General features: G+C 39.2%; 18 protein-coding genes and 1 pseudogene. 10 read left to right on the top strand and 9 right to left on the bottom strand.

The window, feature by feature from the left end; all coding sequences use genetic code 11:
- Nucleotides 1–128: 128 nt before the first annotated feature.
- Both KV696_RS05205 and rpsO read right to left on the bottom strand, forming a co-directional pair.
- Nucleotides 129–740, bottom strand: coding sequence for a CadD family cadmium resistance transporter (locus tag KV696_RS05205; RefSeq protein WP_004255640.1), 612 nt, complete (start codon nt 738–740; stop codon nt 129–131).
- A gap of 789 nt (nt 741–1,529) precedes the next feature.
- The gene (rpsO, locus tag KV696_RS05200) at nt 1,530–1,799 is read right to left on the bottom strand and encodes a 30S ribosomal protein S15 (protein ID WP_001018251.1); all 270 of its coding nucleotides are present in this window, start codon (nt 1,797–1,799) and stop codon (nt 1,530–1,532) included.
- 204 nt (nt 1,800–2,003) lie between these two features.
- Here rpsO and KV696_RS05195 point away from each other — a divergent pair, with 204 nt between their 5' ends.
- From KV696_RS05195 to thrS, 3 genes and pseudogenes are all read left to right on the top strand, one after another.
- Entirely contained in the window at nt 2,004–2,378 is a 375-nt protein-coding gene (locus KV696_RS05195) for a hypothetical protein (protein WP_219967039.1), read from the top strand.
- 73 nt (nt 2,379–2,451) lie between these two features.
- Nucleotides 2,452–2,660 (top strand): annotated as a pseudogene (locus tag KV696_RS10340) (hypothetical protein).
- A 41-nt stretch (nt 2,661–2,701) separates the two neighbouring features.
- Nucleotides 2,702–4,645: a threonine--tRNA ligase gene (thrS, locus tag KV696_RS05190; RefSeq protein WP_219967038.1), complete on the top strand. Its 1,944-nt coding sequence runs from the start codon at nt 2,702–2,704 to the stop codon at nt 4,643–4,645.
- 255 nt (nt 4,646–4,900) lie between these two features.
- On the opposite strand, the gene KV696_RS05185 is transcribed toward thrS, so the two are convergent.
- The 5 genes from KV696_RS05185 to KV696_RS05165 form a co-directional block, all read right to left on the bottom strand.
- A complete protein-coding gene (locus KV696_RS05185; protein WP_219967037.1) occupies nt 4,901–5,950 on the bottom strand; it encodes a DUF389 domain-containing protein in 1,050 nt (349 codons plus the stop codon).
- Nucleotides 5,947–6,270, bottom strand: coding sequence for a potassium channel family protein (locus tag KV696_RS05180; RefSeq protein ID WP_001253404.1), 324 nt, complete (start codon nt 6,268–6,270; stop codon nt 5,947–5,949). Before KV696_RS05180 ends, KV696_RS05185 begins: the two co-directional genes overlap by 4 nt.
- Before the next feature lie 345 nt (nt 6,271–6,615).
- Nucleotides 6,616–8,127: an ATP-binding cassette domain-containing protein gene (locus tag KV696_RS05175; RefSeq protein WP_004242726.1), complete on the bottom strand. Its 1,512-nt coding sequence runs from the start codon at nt 8,125–8,127 to the stop codon at nt 6,616–6,618.
- Between the two features lie 798 nt (nt 8,128–8,925).
- Nucleotides 8,926–9,900: a sensor histidine kinase gene (locus KV696_RS05170; RefSeq protein WP_219967036.1), complete on the bottom strand. Its 975-nt coding sequence runs from the start codon at nt 9,898–9,900 to the stop codon at nt 8,926–8,928.
- A complete protein-coding gene (locus KV696_RS05165; RefSeq protein ID WP_000548991.1) occupies nt 9,893–10,570 on the bottom strand; it encodes a response regulator transcription factor in 678 nt (225 codons plus the stop codon). The genes KV696_RS05170 and KV696_RS05165 overlap by 8 nt, the downstream gene beginning before the upstream one ends.
- Nucleotides 10,571–10,978: 408 nt before the next feature.
- Here KV696_RS05165 and KV696_RS05160 point away from each other — a divergent pair, with 408 nt between their 5' ends.
- From KV696_RS05160 to KV696_RS05150, 3 genes are all read left to right on the top strand, one after another.
- Complete coding sequence (locus KV696_RS05160) at nt 10,979–11,548, top strand: TetR/AcrR family transcriptional regulator (protein ID WP_101776789.1); 570 nt, start codon at nt 10,979–10,981, stop codon at nt 11,546–11,548.
- Between the two features lie 88 nt (nt 11,549–11,636).
- Nucleotides 11,637–12,413 carry a ferredoxin reductase domain-containing protein gene (locus KV696_RS05155; protein ID WP_219967035.1) on the top strand — a complete coding sequence of 259 codons (777 nt, stop codon included), beginning with the start codon at nt 11,637–11,639 and terminating at the stop codon, nt 12,411–12,413.
- Nucleotides 12,414–12,536: 123 nt separating this feature from the next.
- Nucleotides 12,537–13,610: a DUF2974 domain-containing protein gene (locus KV696_RS05150; RefSeq protein WP_219967034.1), complete on the top strand. Its 1,074-nt coding sequence runs from the start codon at nt 12,537–12,539 to the stop codon at nt 13,608–13,610.
- A gap of 159 nt (nt 13,611–13,769) precedes the next feature.
- Here KV696_RS05150 and KV696_RS05145 read toward each other — a convergent pair whose 3' ends face one another.
- Together KV696_RS05145 and KV696_RS05140 are read right to left on the bottom strand one after the other, a co-directional pair.
- Nucleotides 13,770–14,207, bottom strand: coding sequence for an Rrf2 family transcriptional regulator (locus KV696_RS05145; protein WP_120718929.1), 438 nt, complete (start codon nt 14,205–14,207; stop codon nt 13,770–13,772).
- A 75-nt stretch (nt 14,208–14,282) separates the two neighbouring features.
- Nucleotides 14,283–15,125: a metallophosphoesterase family protein gene (locus tag KV696_RS05140; RefSeq protein ID WP_219967033.1), complete on the bottom strand. Its 843-nt coding sequence runs from the start codon at nt 15,123–15,125 to the stop codon at nt 14,283–14,285.
- 111 nt (nt 15,126–15,236) lie between these two features.
- Here KV696_RS05140 and KV696_RS05135 point away from each other — a divergent pair, with 111 nt between their 5' ends.
- The 4 genes from KV696_RS05135 to KV696_RS05120 all read left to right on the top strand — a co-directional run bounded on the left by KV696_RS05135 (nt 15,237) and on the right by KV696_RS05120 (nt 18,420).
- Nucleotides 15,237–15,887, top strand: a complete 651-nt coding sequence (locus KV696_RS05135) for a metal-dependent transcriptional regulator (protein ID WP_000188509.1) — start codon at nt 15,237–15,239, stop codon at nt 15,885–15,887.
- A gap of 402 nt (nt 15,888–16,289) precedes the next feature.
- Nucleotides 16,290–16,604, top strand: a complete 315-nt coding sequence (locus KV696_RS05130) for a YdcP family protein (protein ID WP_000420682.1) — start codon at nt 16,290–16,292, stop codon at nt 16,602–16,604.
- Nucleotides 16,605–16,619: 15 nt separating this feature from the next.
- Entirely contained in the window at nt 16,620–17,006 is a 387-nt protein-coding gene (locus tag KV696_RS05125; RefSeq protein ID WP_000985015.1) for a YdcP family protein, read from the top strand.
- A 28-nt stretch (nt 17,007–17,034) separates the two neighbouring features.
- A complete protein-coding gene (locus tag KV696_RS05120) occupies nt 17,035–18,420 on the top strand; it encodes an FtsK/SpoIIIE domain-containing protein (protein ID WP_000813488.1) in 1,386 nt (461 codons plus the stop codon).
- Nucleotides 18,421–18,585 lie beyond the last annotated feature (165 nt).

The raw sequence follows: 18,585 nt of genomic DNA, 5'->3' as shown, positions 1-18,585 counted from the left end.
TATTGTGCTAGGAACCGTAACCGAAGATTATACTTGAGTATGTCGAGGTAAGGTGACAACATAAAAAGCCCTCTGAAGTCAGAGAGCTGATTTGAGCTCGGGCTAAAATCCTAGTGAAACAAAAAAATCTACACGGTCAGAAAAGTCTCTATCGTGCCATTTTCATACATGATGTATAGTCCAAGTAGAATGAATACTAAGGGCACAATGATTCGCTCGTATTTTTCAATTGTCTCGAATATTAACGGAATAGAGGATAACACCCGACTAATCTCGCATAAGATAATTATGCCGATTACAAACACAAGCAAGGCCACGAGGGTCTGTGACCAATCTAACGAAGCAAAATAAGGTATATAGATACCTAAATTATCTCCGCCAGACGCAATTGTTAGCAATGTAACTGTCCAAAACAGTTGATTTGCCTTGCTTTGTTCTAATCTTTCAATAATTTCTTCCTCTTCTTCCTCTTCTTCCTCACCTTCTCCAACAATTGCAAAGCGAATCCCTAAATAGATAGGGATTAAACCAAGCAATCCAACCATCCATTCTTCAGGCACGAAATTAACAACATAAGCAGCAACTAAACTCGCCCCTACAAGTAAGCCTGTACCTAGATATTGCCCCGCATAAATATGCCATTTTTGTTTATTCTGTGATAGCTGTGCAAATAAAATAATTAAATAATCGATACTGGTGGAAATGTAAACACCAATAGCAGATATGATTGTCTGTCCCATAAAAAACCCTCCTGTATTAGTCAGTAATAAATCAGCAGATTTTAGGAGAGCACAGACACATTAATTTAGCTATCGCTAGTGGGTAATTTCGAACATATGAAAGCATTTTACTCCTCCTCAAAACGTAGTTACAAAGTAATTTCTAACTGGAATTCGGTGACTACTTCCATGTAAAGTATAACATACTATACTTTACTTCGTAAAGTGTGGGCTCTCCGAAGGGGCTTGCAGACAGCTACTCGGCTTTTCAAGCCGAGTAGCTACGCACCTTTATGGTGTAATTAGCTGATACCATTTGAGGTTTTTGTAGTCTCCAAAATTGTGACCGATAAAACCTCAATAAAAAAGCCCTCTGAAGTCAGAGAGCTGATTTGAGCCCGGGCTAAAATCCTAGTGAAAAAGATGAAACTCCTTGTGTTCATCGAACACGGTGTCCTTTCCCTATTTTCATACGGATTTCTTACGCCCTTAGCATCATAATTCTTGCTGGATAAATCGTTTATAGACTAGGCGACGAGGCGAAGATTGTACAAAATTTTTAGTGAAACAAAAAAATCTCCCCGAAGGGAGATCATTCTGGTTTATTTTACCTTACAGTGCTAGGAACCGTAACCTAAGATTATACTTGAGCATACCAAGGTAAGGTGACAACGTAAAAAGCCCTCTGAAAATCAGAGAGCTCCAGTCTTGCTGGATAAACCGTTTATAGACTAGGCGACGAGGCGAAGATTGTACTAATGGTACATCAAGCCGAAGCCAACGAAGTATAGAAACGGTTTAGACGCAAGATTAGCGACGAAGTCCTAGAGAGTTGATTAACTCACGGTAACGGTTAACGTCGTTTTTACGCAAGTATGCAAGCAAGTTACGACGGCGACCGATTTTTTTCATCAATCCACGGTAAGTAGCGTGGTCTTTTTTGTGTTGTTTGATGTGTTCGTTAAGGTGGTTGATTTCCCAAGTAAGGACAGCAACTTGAACCTCTACTGAACCTGTATCACCTTCGTGACGTGCATATTGTGCGATGATTTCATTTTTTTTCTCTTTTGAGATTGCCATGATGTTTCTCCTTTTTATTTGGCTTCATCCGAGTGACAGGTTGGCATGCCTGTAACCAAGAAGAAGTTATTTGTCTTTACGACAATCCCTATTCTACCAATAACTAACTTCTTTGTCAACAGATTTACTTTCTTGTTTAAAATATTCTATAATAATCATAGTAAGAAATCCAAGTTGTCTGTTTTTTAAAACGAGGTGATTATCATGCCTAGATTCTATTCCCATCTCCCCTATTATTTGGTCATCTTTTTCTTTTACTGGCCACTTTATGAGTTGTTATCACTAATCATTTCTGACCCCCTTTTGCTCAAGAGTCTCTACGTAAACAATCTTCTCTTCTTTACACCTATGGTAATCTTGATTGTATCGTTACTCTATAGCTACCGTTTCCGTTTCACACTTTGGTGGTTAATTGGTAACGGACTGCTCTTTTGCTTTACTATCATAACCTTTGGTGAATTTATCTGGTTCTACTTTTTAGCCTATGAAACCTTTGCTCTGGTGGGCATGGCTTCCGGTATTGGTATCAAGCATATTCTACAAAAAATGAAAAACAAAAAACTTTCACAAAATCCTTGAAAAATCTCACAATCATGCTATAATAATCCATAGAGACAAGTCACTTAGTTCCTTTCTACTAGAGAGTGCGTGGTTGCTGGAAACGCATAGAAAGCCTAAACTGATACTACTCTTGAGTTTTTTATGAAAACATAAAACGGTGGCCACGTTAGAGCCAATCAGAGGTGTCCCTCTCTTTTGAGGTACATAAATGAAGGTGGAACCACGTTGCGACGTCCTTTCGAGGATGTCGCTTTTTGTTTTTCTAGCTTTCACAATCCTCTGTCCCTATTCTCAAAATAGGGGTTAAAACATTCGTCAATAATATAAGTAAGGAGAACATCATGATTAACATTACTTTCCCAGATGGCGCTGTTCGTGAATTCGAATCTGGCGTTACAACTTTTGAAATTGCCCAATCTATCAGCAATTCCCTAGCTAAAAAGGCCTTGGCTGGTAAATTCAACGGCAAACTCATCGACACTACTCGTGCTATTACTGAAGATGGAAGCATCGAAATTGTGACACCTGATCACGAAGAGGCCCTTCCAATCTTGCGTCACTCAGCTGCTCACTTGTTCGCCCAAGCAGCTCGTCGTCTTTTCCCAGACATTCACTTGGGAGTTGGTCCAGCCATCGAAGACGGCTTCTACTACGATACAGACAACACAGCTGGTCAAATCTCTAACGAAGACCTTCCTCGTATCGAAGAAGAAATGCAAAAGATCGTTAAAGAAAACTTCCCATCTATCCGTGAAGAAGTGACTAAAGACGAGGCACGTGAAATCTTCAAGAACGACCCTTACAAGTTGGAATTGATTGAAGAACACTCTGAAGACGAAGGTGGTTTGACTATCTATCGTCAAGGTGAGTATGTAGACCTCTGCCGTGGCCCACACGTCCCTTCAACAGGCCGTATCCAAATCTTCCACCTTCTCCATGTAGCAGGTGCTTACTGGCGTGGAAATAGCGACAACGCTATGATGCAACGTATCTATGGTACAGCTTGGTTTGACAAGAAAGACTTGAAGAACTACCTTCAAATGCGTGAAGAAGCTAAGGAACGTGATCACCGTAAACTTGGTAAAGAGCTTGACCTCTTCATGATTTCTCAAGAGGTTGGTCAAGGGCTTCCATTCTGGTTGCCAAATGGTGCGACTATTCGTCGTGAGTTGGAACGCTACATCGTAGACAAGGAGTTGGCTTCTGGCTACCAACACGTTTACACTCCACCACTTGCTTCTGTTGAGCTTTACAAGACTTCTGGTCACTGGGATCATTACCAAGAAGACATGTTCCCAACTATGGACATGGGTGACGGGGAAGAATTTGTCCTTCGTCCAATGAACTGTCCGCACCACATCCAAGTCTTCAAACACCATGTTCACTCTTACCGTGAGTTGCCGATCCGTATCGCTGAAATCGGTATGATGCACCGTTATGAAAAATCTGGTGCCCTCACTGGTCTTCAACGTGTACGTGAAATGTCACTCAACGACGGTCACCTCTTCGTTACTCCAGAACAAATCCAAGAAGAATTCCAGCGTGCCCTTCAGTTGATTATTGATGTTTATGAAGATTTCAACTTGACTGAATACCGCTTCCGTCTCTCTCTTCGTGACCCTCAAGATACTCACAAGTACTTTGACAACGATGAGATGTGGGAAAATGCCCAAACTATGCTTCGTGCAGCTCTTGATGAAATGGGCGTGGACTACTTTGAAGCCGAAGGTGAAGCAGCCTTCTACGGACCAAAATTGGATATTCAAGTTAAGACAGCCCTTGGAAAAGAAGAAACTCTTTCTACTATCCAACTTGACTTCTTGCTTCCAGAACGCTTCGACCTTAAATACATCGGAGCTGATGGTGAAGAGCACCGTCCAGTTATGATCCACCGTGGGGTTATCTCAACTATGGAACGCTTCACAGCTATCTTGATTGAGAACTACAAAGGTGCCTTCCCAACATGGCTTGCACCACACCAAGTAACCCTCATCCCAGTTTCTAACGAAAAACACGTGGACTACGCTTGGGAAGTGGCTAAGAAACTCCGTGACCGTGGTGTCCGTGCAGACGTAGATGAGCGCAATGAAAAAATGCAGTTCAAAATCCGTGCGTCACAAACTAGCAAGATTCCTTACCAATTGATCGTTGGAGACAAGGAAATGGAAGACGGAACAGTCAACGTTCGTCGCTACGGCCAAAAAGAAACACAAACTGTCTCAGTTGATGACTTTGTTCAAGCTATCCTAGCTGATATCTCCAACAAATCACGCGTTGAGAAATAAGAGACAAAACCTGGGATAAAATCCTAGATACCTAAAAAGCAACAACTATTTCAGCTGTTGCTTTTTATATTTTTACTCAATGAAAATCAAAAAGCAAACTAGGAAGCTAGCCGCAAGCTGTACTTGAGTACGGTAAGGCGACGCTGACGTGGTTTGAATTTGATTTTCGAAGAGTATTATTTAATCCGAGCTAGTAGTGATTGACCAAATCACCACACAAGATTTGCTTTCATGAGTTAGATAAGGTCAATATCCTCAATCCTTGTCTGCTTCCTTTTCTTTTACGAGATCTTTTTGTGAATCCTTTTCAGAGAGTTTTTGATCGATATACTTGTTAATGGTTTCATAAAATTCCTTGGTCGTCTCACCGTCTAATTTTGTAGAATTATGGACTTGATTGACTTTCAATTGAACAGATTGAATACCGTAAGAGGCTTGTTTTTGGTGGAGCGTTTCTAATTCTTCTTCTGAAATCGGATCTCCAACAACCGTCAAGACCAATTCATTGTTCCTTGACTTGTAGACTTGATTAATAACCGTGTGATTGGCGAACTCTTTTCCTACAAACTGTTTGATTCCTTCTTTTCGCGCTTGATCTATCGTTAGAGTGACTGCTGAATAGCTGGCTGGAAGAATCAATAATACAATCAAGGATATCAAGCCAATTCTCATTTTAATGTTTAGCTCTTTAAATGAACTTAAGGGAGATTTTCTCATCATAATTCTTGTTCCAACAATGTTGATTAGCATGATAAAGACACAGTTGATCAAGAAAAGATAAAGAGCTCCAAATAAAAATCGTACATTTCCATTAGCTAAACCGTAACCTGCAGTGCAGATAGGTGGCATCAGAGCTGTTGCGATGGCTACTCCTGGTACGATATTGTTTGCTTCTTTTTTCCTTGAACCAATGAAACCTGCTATCCCACCAGCAATAGCAATGAGCACATCCCAAATGGTTGGAGAGGTTCGTGCAATCAATTCACTACTTTCATAAGATAGGGGAGAAATCCAGAAATACAGAGCCGAGACAAGCAAGCTAACCAATACTTGAGTAAATAAAACCTCTAGAGATTGCTTGATTAAACGCGTATCAAAAATAGCTAAACCAAATCCGAGTCCAACAATCGGTGTCATAAGAGGGGAAATCAGCATGGCTCCAATAATGACAGCTGTTGAATTCATATTTAGGCCGATAGAGGCAATAAAAATCGCACACATCAAAATCACTGTATCTCTTAATCGAACATGAAGATCATCATATAATTTCTCACGGTATTCACGTGTTGAATAGTTTCCGGTCATTTGTCCTCTCCTCTTTCCTTATTTAAATCGGTATAATAATTAATAATAACAGCTGATAAACAGCCAAAAAATATGAGCCCATAAATCGTCAAGAAGACACTGGTAATCCTTCCAATCAAGGTCACAGCTAGGAGATCCCCGTAGCCGACAGTCGTCGAAGTCACAAAAGCATACCAAAGACCGTCTCCGTAATTTGTGATAGCAGGTTCAACTAGGAAAAGCACGCCTCCTGACCCAAAAACAAAGGTCACAAAACTCAGAGCAAACCGAGTAAAACCCGTAACCTGTATAATATGCCATAACATTTTTAAACGTCTCATTTGTTCTCCTTATTCATACTAGCTCCTGACCGAGCCGTTTTTTCCAATAATCAAAGTGAAGATAGGACATGATCTCCATCAGAGAAAGATAGACAAACTGATAGATCTGATTTAAGCTGATTATCAACTGATATTGTTTGAAAAATGACTGGAAGAAAGACCAGATATGACTGTCTTGAATCAGTCCCTTCTTAACATTATATCAAAAATTTTACAGTCTTTCTCTGAGGAAATCTCTCAATTTAACAGATAGATGAAGCAAGAAATTTTTGTTTCCTTATCCGAAGAAGGAAAAACGATATCTCCTGAACCTTGATACTATGCGTTTTATTCTTTATAATTTAGCTATTTCAAAATTACAAGTTCTCCATTCTTAATTTCCCAAACTTGGTCAAACTTACTTAATAATTCGTTTTGACGATGTAAAGTAACAATGACGGCACTTGGTAGTTCCAGAACTCTTTCCAATTCCATTTTAAACTGATTAGTATCCAAGGCAGAGAAAGGTTCGTCTAGGATAAGCAATGGATTTTTACGATTTTTCTCACGATTTAAATACATTCGTTGTTGCTGACCACCTGACAGGGATTGTGGTGGAATTTTTTCAAAATCTTCTTCTCTGAATTTTTCATTGAAACTATTGAATAGCGTTACATTATTTTCATAACTCGAAATAAATGTATGTTCTTGTTGCAGAATCATACCGAATCTTCCCCAAAGATGGTCCAAAACAAGCCCATCTAGCACAATTTGTCCTTCAAAATCTTCATCTGTTCCATTTAAAATGTTGAGAAGACTACTTTTTCCAGACCCATTCTTACCAATAAGCGCAATTTTATCCCCTTTTTGAATCGTAGCGGAAGTAATTATCAATTTTGATTCTCCCAGTTGTTTGGAAATGTTTTTCAAAGTAATCGTATCAAAAGAATGTTGAGGTGCTTGAACTGAAACGGGTCTCCCAACAATGTTTTGAAAACTCTTGATTACAGGCTTTACGGACTCTAACATTTGTAAATCATAAAGGATTTCCTGTATTGGTTCAGAAAAAGCATTAATATATCCGAAACTCGCCACCACCTCAGGAATACCGAGTTGCTGGTGAGATAGAGAGTAGGCTAAATAAATAAACAGAACAAGACTAATGAATTCAAAAGAAACACCTGTCAATAAGATGCCTGTAATTTTTGTCAAACCATACTTAAAATACTTATCCTGCAAATTCTTTAGAGAACTCTTTTGTTGATTCAAAAAATGCGACATAGTTAGTTTATTTACCAAATGATGTCCCATGAGCAAATCCTCCAAAGTTCGATAGTAATCTCCTTGTTTTTTCAAGTAAACCTGTCTACGATTAGCGGTCAACTTCCCAACGATTTTAGGAATTTGAATACTAATTCCAGTGGAAAAGATTAAAATCAGTGATACAATAGGATTAATTGTTCTGCTAATAATGAAAGCGTAAATGATGATACGTAAAATTTGTTTGATAAAACTCATCAATGGAGGAAGGTAATCCTTTTCCAACGAATCTAGGTCATTAGATTGATAGGAAATATACTCTGCTACTGTTTTCTGCTTGAAATCGTGATGACTGAGTCCCAGAAGTGAACGAAACCACTCATTTTTCAAAGTAGTCGAAAAGATAATCCCCTGCTTCCAATCAAGTATCATTTGGATATAGTTACAACTCAAATAGCCTGCCACTGACATAGAGTAACCATATAGAGCTACTTGATAATCCCCTTTGATTAATGCCTGCGTGAAATACGGTAACAAAGCTGTGCAGATATTCGATACTACACCAAAAAGAAAATTAAAGAAGAGATACCATCTAATAGTTTTAAGATATGGTAGCATATACGATACTCCTTGCTAATGCGTTTTTTTACATATCGCAGAACAATCTCTACTATTCCCTATTTCAGATAGTGCGATACTCGGACATTGAGTGCAATAATTGTAAATCACACAAGTACTGCCGTTTTTACTATCATTCAAAATATAATTTGCTATTTTGTAAAATATAGGTCTATCCCATGTTTCTTTGATAGATGTAAAATGAATATTTCCAATACTTCTATTGAAAGTAAGCTTTTTCAGTTTTTCTAACGATTTAGGCTATTTCGTGACACACCCACAATCCGTGAAAATTCTGGTTATATCAGATTATGTGATTTTCGTAAGAATTTTATATTGTCTCCAATCATGGCAGTCTCCTTTTACTTGATAAAACTATTATAACATTTAGAAATTAAAAACTGGTTCAAAATCAATAGAATGTGTGTATTCGATACATTCAATAAATTCTTGGAAACAGTTCTACACCAGTTATACAAATCTATATACACCTATCTCATTCAAAATAAAAAGAAAGCTGCAGTTCTTTTAATCCTGTATCAACGATTCATTCTGAAATCGAATAGGAGATATTTCCCAAGTCTACAATTCACTTCATCTCAAATTAATTTTTGTAATTCACCCTTAGTTTATAGATTTTATACTCAACAAAAGTATAAAGCATACAAAACTTCACTTTGAACCAGTATTTATACTATATTCCGTATTAAAAATTCTATTATTGGTTTTGTAAAAAACAGTCTTCAAATATCCTGAAATATAGCAAAAAGAGATTGGGTAAAAACTCATTGTCTCTTCTCACTCAAGGACTAAGTTCACTTGAGCAAACCGAATCCGCACTATCGTTCCTTCTCCAACCTCAGACTCGATGCGAATCTGGTGACCCAATTCTTCAGAAATTTTCTTAGATAGGTAAAGTCCAAGTCCAGATGACTGCTGGGTTAGGCGTCCATTATATCCTGAAAAGCCACGTTCAAAGACTCGGAGGACATCACTGTTTTTTATCCCGATTCCCGTATCCTTGATGCAAAGCTCTTGCCCCTCCATATAAATCTCCAGACCACCTTCCTTGGTGTACTTGAGACTGTTTGAGATGATTTGCTCAATAACTACTAGCAACCACTTCTTATCCGTCACGATTTCTTTATCAAGATCATGTAGATTGACATTTAAGCCTTTTTGAATAAAGAAAAGAGCATATTTACGAATTATTTCCTTGACCAAATCCTCAATTTGAACCTGCTTTAAGACCAAATCATCATGGAAACTTTCTAAACGCAAGTACTGTAAAACTAGATTGGTATAGGAATCAATCTTGAAAATTTCCTGTTCTAATTGCTGCTTCAGTTGGCGGTCGACCACTTCTGCAACTAAGAGTTGACTGGCTGCAATGGGGGTCTTTATCTGATGGACCCACAAGGTATAGTAATCCAGCAAATCCGTCAGTTTTCTTTCTGAATCTGACCTCTGCTGATAGAGTTCCATCTCACGAGCTTCTAATTTTTCTGCTAAAGCTATTTCCAAAGGAGATTTGGCTTCCCTCTCCCCATAGAGAATTTCCTGGCGATAGACCTGCATTTCCAGCAATATGTCCCAAACGAAAAATAAAATGGTTACAAAGCAACACAAGAGGAAAAAGTAGAGAAAGTAAATTCCTAAACTGGCAAATAAAAACTGAAAGAGCAAAACTAGAAATGCTAAAGCAAGCAGATAGACAAACAGACGACTACGGGAGCGCAGATAGGCTAGAAAAAATTGTTTCCAATCAAGCATGCTTCAGTCCGTACCCTATCCCTTTCTTGGTCTCGATAAATCCTACCAAGCCCTGCTCTTCCAATTTTTTACGCAAACGAGCCACGTTAACTGAGAGGGTATTATCATCAATGAAAAAGTCACTGTTCCAAAGTTCCCGCATCAGGTCATCACGCGCTACAATATTGCCCGCATGCTCAAACAAAACGCGTAAAATCTGGAATTCGTTCTTGGTCAAATTCAAGACTTGGCCTTGATAATGTAAATCCATGGATTTGGTATTGAGGATAACACCAGCATATTCCAGTAAACTCTCGTCACGCCCAAACTCATAGGAACGGCGTAGCAAGCCCTGAACCTTGGCTAAAAGAACCTGCTGGTCAAAAGGCTTGGTCACAAAGTCATCCGCCCCCATATTGATTGCCATGACAATATCCATAGCCTGGTCTCTCGAAGACAGAAACATGATGGGGACCTTGGAAATCTTGCGAATTTCCTGACACCAGTGATAACCATTAAACAAGGGCAGTCCAATATCCATGAGGACCAGATGAGGCTCCGACTGGACAAAAAGACTCAAAACTTCCATAAAGTCTTCTACCAGGACCACTTCAAATCCCCATTCAGATAGCATTTTTCCGACTTGTTGACGAATGACCTGATCATCTTCTACTAATAAAATCTTGTGCATCTGATTCTCCTTTGCTAATTTTAGGAGTCTTAAATCCTTTAGTATAAATAGAGGGCTTAGTATCTAATACTTTTTTGACATTTCCTTGTCACAACAGCTCAAAAACAGATAGTGAATAACCCCATTGATATCATACCTTATTTTCAGACATAGTGCCAGCACTACCCATTTATTTTTAATTTTTTCAACCCTCATTTCAGTTCTTTTATACATCCCCTTAACCAAAATTTATATCTATTCTTCCAAACCTTGAGTGTAGTTAAAACGACACTCTATACTCTTCTAACATTGAAAAGCTCCTTATCAAGTGGTATCCGTAAAAAGTTCTAGCTTTCAGATTGACAATCTGAAAAAGATTTGTTAAGATATGAATGAACAATATTTAATATTCATTCAGAAAAGAGGTGAATCAAATTGGACAAAAAACAGGCTTTGAAATCCGCAGCTTATGAAGTTTTTTCAAAAAAAGGATACAAGGCGACAGGAATTTCAGAAATTGCTAGACAAGCTCATATGGCAGTCGGATCTTTTTATAACTATTACGAAAGTAAAGAGGCTATTTTTTTAGATATCTATATTGATGAAAACAACCGTGTTCGCCAAACTATGATCGAAGAACTGGATTGGGAAATTGATATGATTGATCTTATTAGTCAACTCTTTGCTCAATCCAGAGCACTCGTTTCTTCCAATAAAATCCTTGCAGAATGGTACAATCCTGCCATAGCAGATGAGTTGCATAGCTACTATTCCTCAGAAGAAGGGAAAGTCACGAATCCATTTCATCAATTTCTCGTGAAAACCTTTACTCATCGTTTGCAGGCTGAAGGCCATTCTCCAGAAAAAATTCAAGATATTTTACAAGTTTACAACCTATTTTACTACATGGATATGCATATCACAGAAAATGATTTTCCAGATATTAGCAAAACTGTAGAAATACTAGCAACCAACTTCATTAAAGGAATACTGAAATAAAGAAATCTTTTCTTTATTTTTTGGAAATTATTGAATGAAAAAAAATATTATTCATTCATAGAAAATTACTACACTATAGGAGTTAAAAATGAAACGAGGGAAAAAAATGTTCATAATTATTCTAACTACATTTGGAGTGCTCGGCTTTATATCTTGGGGAATCATTACCTATCTTGGACGAAGTCAAACTTTATCGATAAAATCCATTGAAAATCCCAGCGGAGATTTGTATTTAGTTCACATCACAAAACCAAAAAATCAAATATGGAAAGCTGGCTCCTATGCTCAGTTTAAGCTTCCTGACAGCTCGTTTGGTCCAGACAAAAGTCCAGTAAAGGAGGATCAGGCTAGCCGATGGCTAACCCTTGCTTCTACTCCTGATGAGGATGAAATTCTTATTGTAACCCATAATAGTGGTAGCGTGTTTAAGGAAACCTTAACACATTTACCAGCTGGTAGTAAAATTGAGATGAGTTGGCTGGAGTCATCTTTATCTGTTAAAGACAATGACCAAGCACTGGTTTGTTTTGCCTCTGATGTCGGTATTTCTACTCTACGTCCAGTTGTGAAAGAGTGGGCTGGTAAGCGCTCCATCATTCTTAATCATTTAGACAAAGGAGTAAACATTTTTGATAATGAGTTAAGAGAGCTTAGTAAGAATAATCCGAATCTAACTTATAAAACTAGCGAAACCTTTTCTCAAAGCCAAGCATTTTTAAAAAATGCGGTTGTGAAATACGATAACCAAGCTATTTATCTCTTAACCGGCCAACCTGATGATATAAATGAGATGAAGAATTTCTTAAAAGAGAATGGGATTGACGCCAAACAGATACAAACAAGTATGTTTAGAGGTTTGAAATAAAAGCAAACTGTCTTCTATGTGTCTGAATCATACCATTATAGGTCAGTATGTAGAGAGCTCGTACAAACCAACTAGTAAATTCTATGTGTTTGTGATAAGATAAATAAAAAGAAAGGAGCTCTTATGGCCAATATTTTTGATTATCTGAAAGATGTCGCACACGATTCCTTTTACGACCTTCCTTTGAATGAGTTAGACATTCTAGCCTTAACAGAAATCACCTATCTCTCCTTTGATAATTTGGTCTCCACAACTCCTCTGCGACTTTTAGACCTGGCTCCTCAGGTTCCAAGGGAGCCCAACATGTTGACCAGCAAAAATCGCCTCCAGCTATTAGATGAACTAGCTCAACACAAACGCTTCAAAAATTGCAAACTCTCCCATTTTATCAATGACATTGATCCTGAACTGCAAAAGCAATTTGCGGCTATGACCTACCGCCTCACTCTCGATACCTATCTGATTGTCTTTCGTGGGACTGATGACAGTATCATTGGCTGGAAGGAAGATTTCCACCTGACCTATATGAAGGAAATCCCTGCTCAAAAGCATGCCCTCCGCTATTTAAAGAACTTTTTTGCCCAACATCCTAAGCAAAAGGTCATTCTGGCTGGACATTCCAAGGGAGGAAATCTAGCCATCTATGCTACTAGTCAAATTGAGCAAAGCTTGCAAGATCAGATTACAGCAGTTTATACCTTTGATGCGCCTGGTTTCCACAAAGAACTGACACAAACCGAGGGCTATCAAAGGATAATGGATAGAACCAAGGTCTTCATCCCACAAGGATCCATTATCGGTATGATGATGGAAATTCCTAACCGCCAAATCATCGTGCACAGTACTGCCTTGGGTGGTATCGCCCAGCACGATACCTTTAGTTGGCAGATTGAGGACAAGCGCTTCGTCCAACTGGATAAGACCAACAGTGATAGCCAACAAGTCGACACAACCTTCAAGGAGTGGGTTGCCACAGTCCCTGACGAAGAACTCCAGCTCTACTTCGACCTCTTCTTTGGCACCATTCTTGATTCTGGTATTACTTCCATCAATGACCTGTCTTCCTTAAAGGCGCTTGAACACATTCGTCATCTCTTCGTCCAAGCTCAATCCCTCACTCCAGAAGAAAGAGAAACCATGGGACGCCTCACCCAGTTATTGATTGATACCCGTTACCAAGCATGGAAGAATAGATAAAAAGCTTATGAAAAGGTAATACTCTTCGAAAATCTCTTCAAACCACGTCAGCGTCGCCTTACCGTACTCAAGTACAGCTTGCGACTAGCTTCCTAGTTTGCTTTTTGATTTTCATTGAGTATAAAAACCTTCTCATAAGCTTTCTTGTTTAAAAAAAATTCAATCCTTCATCTGACTCTCTGCATCAGCCACGACCTGTTCTAAACTAGTCTGCCCAAGTTCAGTCTCCATAGCCAGCTGGATTCTCTCCAATTTTTGATCCAAAACATCATGAATATGAGCACCAACCGGGCAATTTGGATTTGGATTGTCATGGAAACTAAAGAGTTGACCTGTCTTACCAAGACACTCAACCGCTTGATAAACATCTAATAGACTAATGTCCTTGAGATCCTTAACAATCTCTGTTCCGCCTGTTCCACGCGCTACTGAAATCAACTCTGCCTTCTTCAACTGGGACAAGGTTTTTCTGATAATGACTGGATTGACCCCAACACTAGCAGCCAGAAAATCACTGGTCACCTTGCTTTCCTTCCCCTTGAGGGCAATGATTATCAGCATATGAGTCGCAATGGTAAATCTACTTGGAATTTGCATCCTCTTCTCCTTTTTGCGAGGCATCTCTGCCTCTACTCTTCTTTTTCTTTTATTATACCCTTTTTAGTTGTAATGTCAATCGTTACCACTTTTCAACCAGGCATCTAACTCCCTATCGTAGCCCTTTTTCTGGGCCAATTCTCTCAGAAATTCCTGATGATGAGTATGGTGGATACCATTGACCAGACTTTCATAATAAACCTCAAAATAGGGAAGTTTCAGATCTTTAGCCAACTGCAATTCAGCTGCCACATCGTAGTCTACCCGTCGGAAGTCCATATCTACCAAGCCCTTGTCATCAAACTCTAAAATCATATACTGGGCCCGCAAGTCCTTCCGCAACTGGGCATCCAAAAAGAAAGGTTGCCCAATCGAACCCGGATTAACAATCAATTGTCCACCAGTCCCGTAACGAAGCAACTGCTGGTGAATATGACCATAAACAGCAATATCACAAGGGGGATTGGTCACCAAGCGGTCAAAATCCTCTTGCGCTCCAGTATGAATCAACTCTCGCCCCCAGTTCTTATCAGGAAGATGGTGGCTAATTCCCACCGTCAAATCCCCAAACTGACGATGAAGCTGGAGAGGTTGATTGTGGAGCAGTTCAATTTCTTCTAGGGAAATTTCCTCTAAAACATACTGGCACTGGCGCAAGAGATAGCGTTGACTGGGACGAGTACTATCCAATTCCTTACGGACACCATGCCACAAACTATCTTCCCAGTTTCCCAAAACTCTAGCTGTAATCGGTAGTTGAGCCAACAAGTCCAAAATCCTTCTACGCCCTGTCCCTGGCATGAGAATGTCTCCCAAAAGCCAGTATTCATCCACTCCTAGCTGCCGAGCATCTGCCAAAACAGCCTCCAAGGCGGTGGTATTTCCATGAATATCTGAAAGAAGAGCTATTTTCGTCATATCCATCTCCTCGTTTTTTCTCTTGCAATAAGTATAACATAAAAAGTCACAGCTAGAGAAATCTAGCTTTTTTTGATATACTAGATAAAGATATTAGACAAGAGGAAGCGAATGACCCCGAATAAAGAAGACTATCTAAAATGTATTTATGAAATCGGCATAGACCTGCATAAAATTACCAACAAGGAAATTGCTGCCCGCATGCAAGTCTCTCCCCCTGCCGTAACTGAAATGATTAAACGGATGAAGAGTGAAAATCTCATCCTCAAGGACAAGGAATGTGGCTATCTACTGACTGACCTCGGCCTCAAACTGGTCTCTGAGCTCTACCGTAAACATCGCTTGATTGAAGTTTTTCTAGTTCATCATTTAGACTATACGAGTGACCAGATTCACGAGGAAGCTGAGGTATTGGAACATACTGTCTCTGACCTCTTCGTGGAAAGACTGGATAAATTGCTTGGATTTCCCAAGACCTGCCCTCACGGAGGAACCATTCCTGCCAAGGGAGAACTCCTAGTTGAAATCAATAACCTCCCACTAGCTGACATCAAGGAAGCTGGCTCCTACCGCCTGACTCGGGTGCATGATAGTTTTGACATTCTCCATTATCTGGACAAGCACTCACTTCACATCGGTGATCAGCTCCAAGTCAAGCAGTTTGATGGCTTCAGCAACACCTTCACTATCCTTAGTAAAGACGAGGACTTACAAGTAAGTATGGACATTGCAAAACAACTCTATGTCGAGAAAATCAACTAATTTCTCCAATCCCCTACCAACCCTGAAAGTTTGATTTTCAGGGTTTTCTTATCTATTTTTTATATCAAAAATAGCATAAAAATCTAGTTATCCGCATAAAAACTGGACTTATCACACTTTATCAAGGTCAAAACCACTCAATTTACTACTAATTTACTACTTATGAATGAGCTTTGATACGACGATTTATCCTTGAAAAGTGAAGATATAAAGATACTTCCAATAAAATTTGAATATTTAATAGGTAGACACTTCAAAAAATGAGGTGTCTATTTTTTTACCCGATTTTGAAAGGAAGTGAACTTATGAAAACAAAAAATCAAGAATCAAAAGGTCGTTCCCCACTCTTTAAGACCATCAAACATTCATTCAGCCAATAAAAAAGAAAGGATAGGTAAAAATATGGAACTTAAATTTGTGATTCCCAACATGGAAAAAACATTCGGCAATTTAGAATTTGCTGGCGAGGATAAAGTCGTTCAGCGAAGAATCAACGGACGGCTAACTGTCTTATCAAGAAGCTATAATCTCTATTCTGATGTTCAAAGAGCAGATGATATTGTGGTGGTGCTTCCTGCTGAAGCTGGCGAAAAACATTTCGGCTTTGAGGAACGTGTGAAGTTAGTCAATCCACGTATTACCGCAGAGGGCTACAAAATCGGCACTCGTGGTTTTACAAATTACCTTTTACATGCTGACGACATGATAAAAGAATAAAGAAAGAGAGGAAAAATGATGAGATTAGCAAATGGCATTGTATTAGATAAAGACACGACTTTTGGAGAATTGAAATTCTCTGCTCTACGTCGTGAAGTGAGAATCCAAAATGAAGACGGGTCGGTTTCAGATGAAATCAAGGAACGTACCTATGACTTAAAATCCAAAGGACAAGGACGCATGATTCAAGTAAGTATTCCTGCCAGCGTGCCTTTGAAAGAGTTTGATTATAACGCACGGGTGGAACTTATCAATCCCATTGCGGACACCGTTGCTACTGCCACCTATCAAGGAGCAGATGTTGACTGGTATATCAAGGCAGACGATATTGTGCTGACAAAGGATTCTAGTTCATTCAAAGCTCAACCACAAGCAAAGAAAGAACCGACACAAGACAAATAGTCGCTAGGTAGAAAGGAGACTTTTTCGCATGAAACAGCGTGGTAAAAGGATTCGCCCATCTGGTAAAGATTTAGTCTTTCATTTTACGATAGCGTCACTCCTGCCTGTTTTCCTGCTGGTTGTCGGACTGTTTCATGTGAAGACAATCCAGCAGATCAACTGGCAGGATTTTAACCTATCACAAGCAGATAAGATTGACATTCCCTATTTAATTATCAGTTTCAGTGTCGCAATTCTTATCTGCTTGCTGGTAGCGTTTGTATTCAAACGGGTTCGCTATGATACGGTTAAACAACTTTACCACCGTCAAAAACTGGCAAAGATGATACTTGAAAACAAGTGGTATGAATCTGAACAGGTCAAAACAGAGGGTTTCTTTAAAGATAGTGCTGGTCGTACAAAGGAAAAGATAACCTACTTCCCTAAAATGTATTATCGACTTAAAAATGGCTTGATACAGATACGGGTGGAAATCACGCTGGGAAAATATCAAGACCAACTCTTACACTTGGAAAAGAAATTAGAGAGTGGCTTGTACTGTGAGCTGACGGATAAAGAGTTAAAGGATTCCTATGTGGAATATACTTTGCTCTATGACACCATAGCCAGTCGTATTTCTATTGATGAAGTAGAAGCTAAAGATGGTAAACTTCGCTTAATGAAAAACGTATGGTGGGAATATGATAAGCTCCCTCATATGTTGATTGCTGGTGGTACAGGTGGCGGTAAAACTTACTTTATACTGACACTGATTGAAGCCTTGCTTCATACAGATTCAAAACTGTATATTCTTGACCCGAAAAATGCTGACCTTGCGGACTTAGGTTCTGTGATGGCAAATGTCTACTATAGAAAAGAAGACTTGCTTTCTTGCATTGAAACATTCTATGAAGAAATGATGAAACGTAGTGAGGAAATGAAGCAGATGAAGAACTATAAGACTGGCAAAAATTATGCTTACTTAGGTCTCCCGGCACACTTCTTAATCTTTGATGAATACGTCGCTTTCATGGAAATGCTGGGAACAAAAGAAAACACCGCAGTTATGAATAAGCTGAAACAGATTGTCATGTTAGGTCGTCAAGCTGGCTTCTTTCTAATACTGGCTTGTCAACGTCCAGACGCAAAATATTTAGGCGACGGAATCCGTGATCAGTTTAATTTCAGAGTGGCTTTAGGTCGTATGTCTGAAATGGGCTATGGCATGATGTTTGGCAGTGACGTACAAAAGGATTTCTTCTTAAAGCGAATCAAAGGTCGTGGCTATGTTGATGTAGGAACAAGTGTCATATCAGAGTTTTATACTCCCCTTGTACCAAAAGGATATGATTTCTTGGAGGAAATTAAAAAGTTATCCAACAGCAGACAGTCCACGCAGGCGACGTGCGAAGCGGAAGTCGCAGGTGTGGACTGATCTTGCTGGCTGGTGTGGCAATAGCCACGCCAGCACTTAACCCCCCGTATCTAACAGGGGGGTACAAATCGACAGGAAACAGTCAAAAAAACATTAGAAAATCCTTTGGTTACAAGGGATTTACAAAATTTCAGCGTATGTCAAATGGGCTTTAAAAGTTGACAT

It is taken from the genome of Streptococcus humanilactis (assembly GCF_019448275.1).
GTDB classification, from domain to species: domain Bacteria; phylum Bacillota; class Bacilli; order Lactobacillales; family Streptococcaceae; genus Streptococcus; species Streptococcus humanilactis.
The sequence above is the reverse complement of the archived record's forward strand: the minus strand, read 5'-3'. Positions and strand labels throughout refer to the sequence as shown.

Excerpts from the sequence above, each read along its gene's own strand:
- KV696_RS05120 (WP_000813488.1), top strand. The coding sequence starts at position 17,035 with ATGAAACAGCGTGGTAAAAGGATTCGCCCATCTGGTAAAGATTTAGTC.
- thrS (WP_219967038.1), top strand. The coding sequence starts at position 2,702 with ATGATTAACATTACTTTCCCAGATGGCGCTGTTCGTGAATTCGAATCT.
- KV696_RS05170 (WP_219967036.1), bottom strand. The coding sequence starts at position 9,900 with ATGCTTGATTGGAAACAATTTTTTCTAGCCTATCTGCGCTCCCGTAGT.
- KV696_RS05195 (WP_219967039.1), top strand. The coding sequence starts at position 2,004 with ATGCCTAGATTCTATTCCCATCTCCCCTATTATTTGGTCATCTTTTTC.
- KV696_RS05205 (WP_004255640.1), bottom strand. The coding sequence starts at position 740 with ATGGGACAGACAATCATATCTGCTATTGGTGTTTACATTTCCACCAGT.
- KV696_RS05185 (WP_219967037.1), bottom strand. The coding sequence starts at position 5,950 with ATGACCGGAAACTATTCAACACGTGAATACCGTGAGAAATTATATGAT.
- KV696_RS05175 (WP_004242726.1), bottom strand. The coding sequence starts at position 8,127 with ATGCTACCATATCTTAAAACTATTAGATGGTATCTCTTCTTTAATTTT.
- KV696_RS05145 (WP_120718929.1), bottom strand. The coding sequence starts at position 14,207 with ATGCAAATTCCAAGTAGATTTACCATTGCGACTCATATGCTGATAATC.
- KV696_RS05140 (WP_219967033.1), bottom strand. The coding sequence starts at position 15,125 with ATGACGAAAATAGCTCTTCTTTCAGATATTCATGGAAATACCACCGCC.
- KV696_RS05125 (WP_000985015.1), top strand. The coding sequence starts at position 16,620 with ATGATGAGATTAGCAAATGGCATTGTATTAGATAAAGACACGACTTTT.
- KV696_RS05155 (WP_219967035.1), top strand. The coding sequence starts at position 11,637 with ATGAAACGAGGGAAAAAAATGTTCATAATTATTCTAACTACATTTGGA.
- rpsO (WP_001018251.1), bottom strand. The coding sequence starts at position 1,799 with ATGGCAATCTCAAAAGAGAAAAAAAATGAAATCATCGCACAATATGCA.
- KV696_RS05180 (WP_001253404.1), bottom strand. The coding sequence starts at position 6,270 with ATGAGACGTTTAAAAATGTTATGGCATATTATACAGGTTACGGGTTTT.
- KV696_RS05135 (WP_000188509.1), top strand. The coding sequence starts at position 15,237 with ATGACCCCGAATAAAGAAGACTATCTAAAATGTATTTATGAAATCGGC.
- KV696_RS05165 (WP_000548991.1), bottom strand. The coding sequence starts at position 10,570 with ATGCACAAGATTTTATTAGTAGAAGATGATCAGGTCATTCGTCAACAA.
- KV696_RS05150 (WP_219967034.1), top strand. The coding sequence starts at position 12,537 with ATGGCCAATATTTTTGATTATCTGAAAGATGTCGCACACGATTCCTTT.
- KV696_RS05130 (WP_000420682.1), top strand. The coding sequence starts at position 16,290 with ATGGAACTTAAATTTGTGATTCCCAACATGGAAAAAACATTCGGCAAT.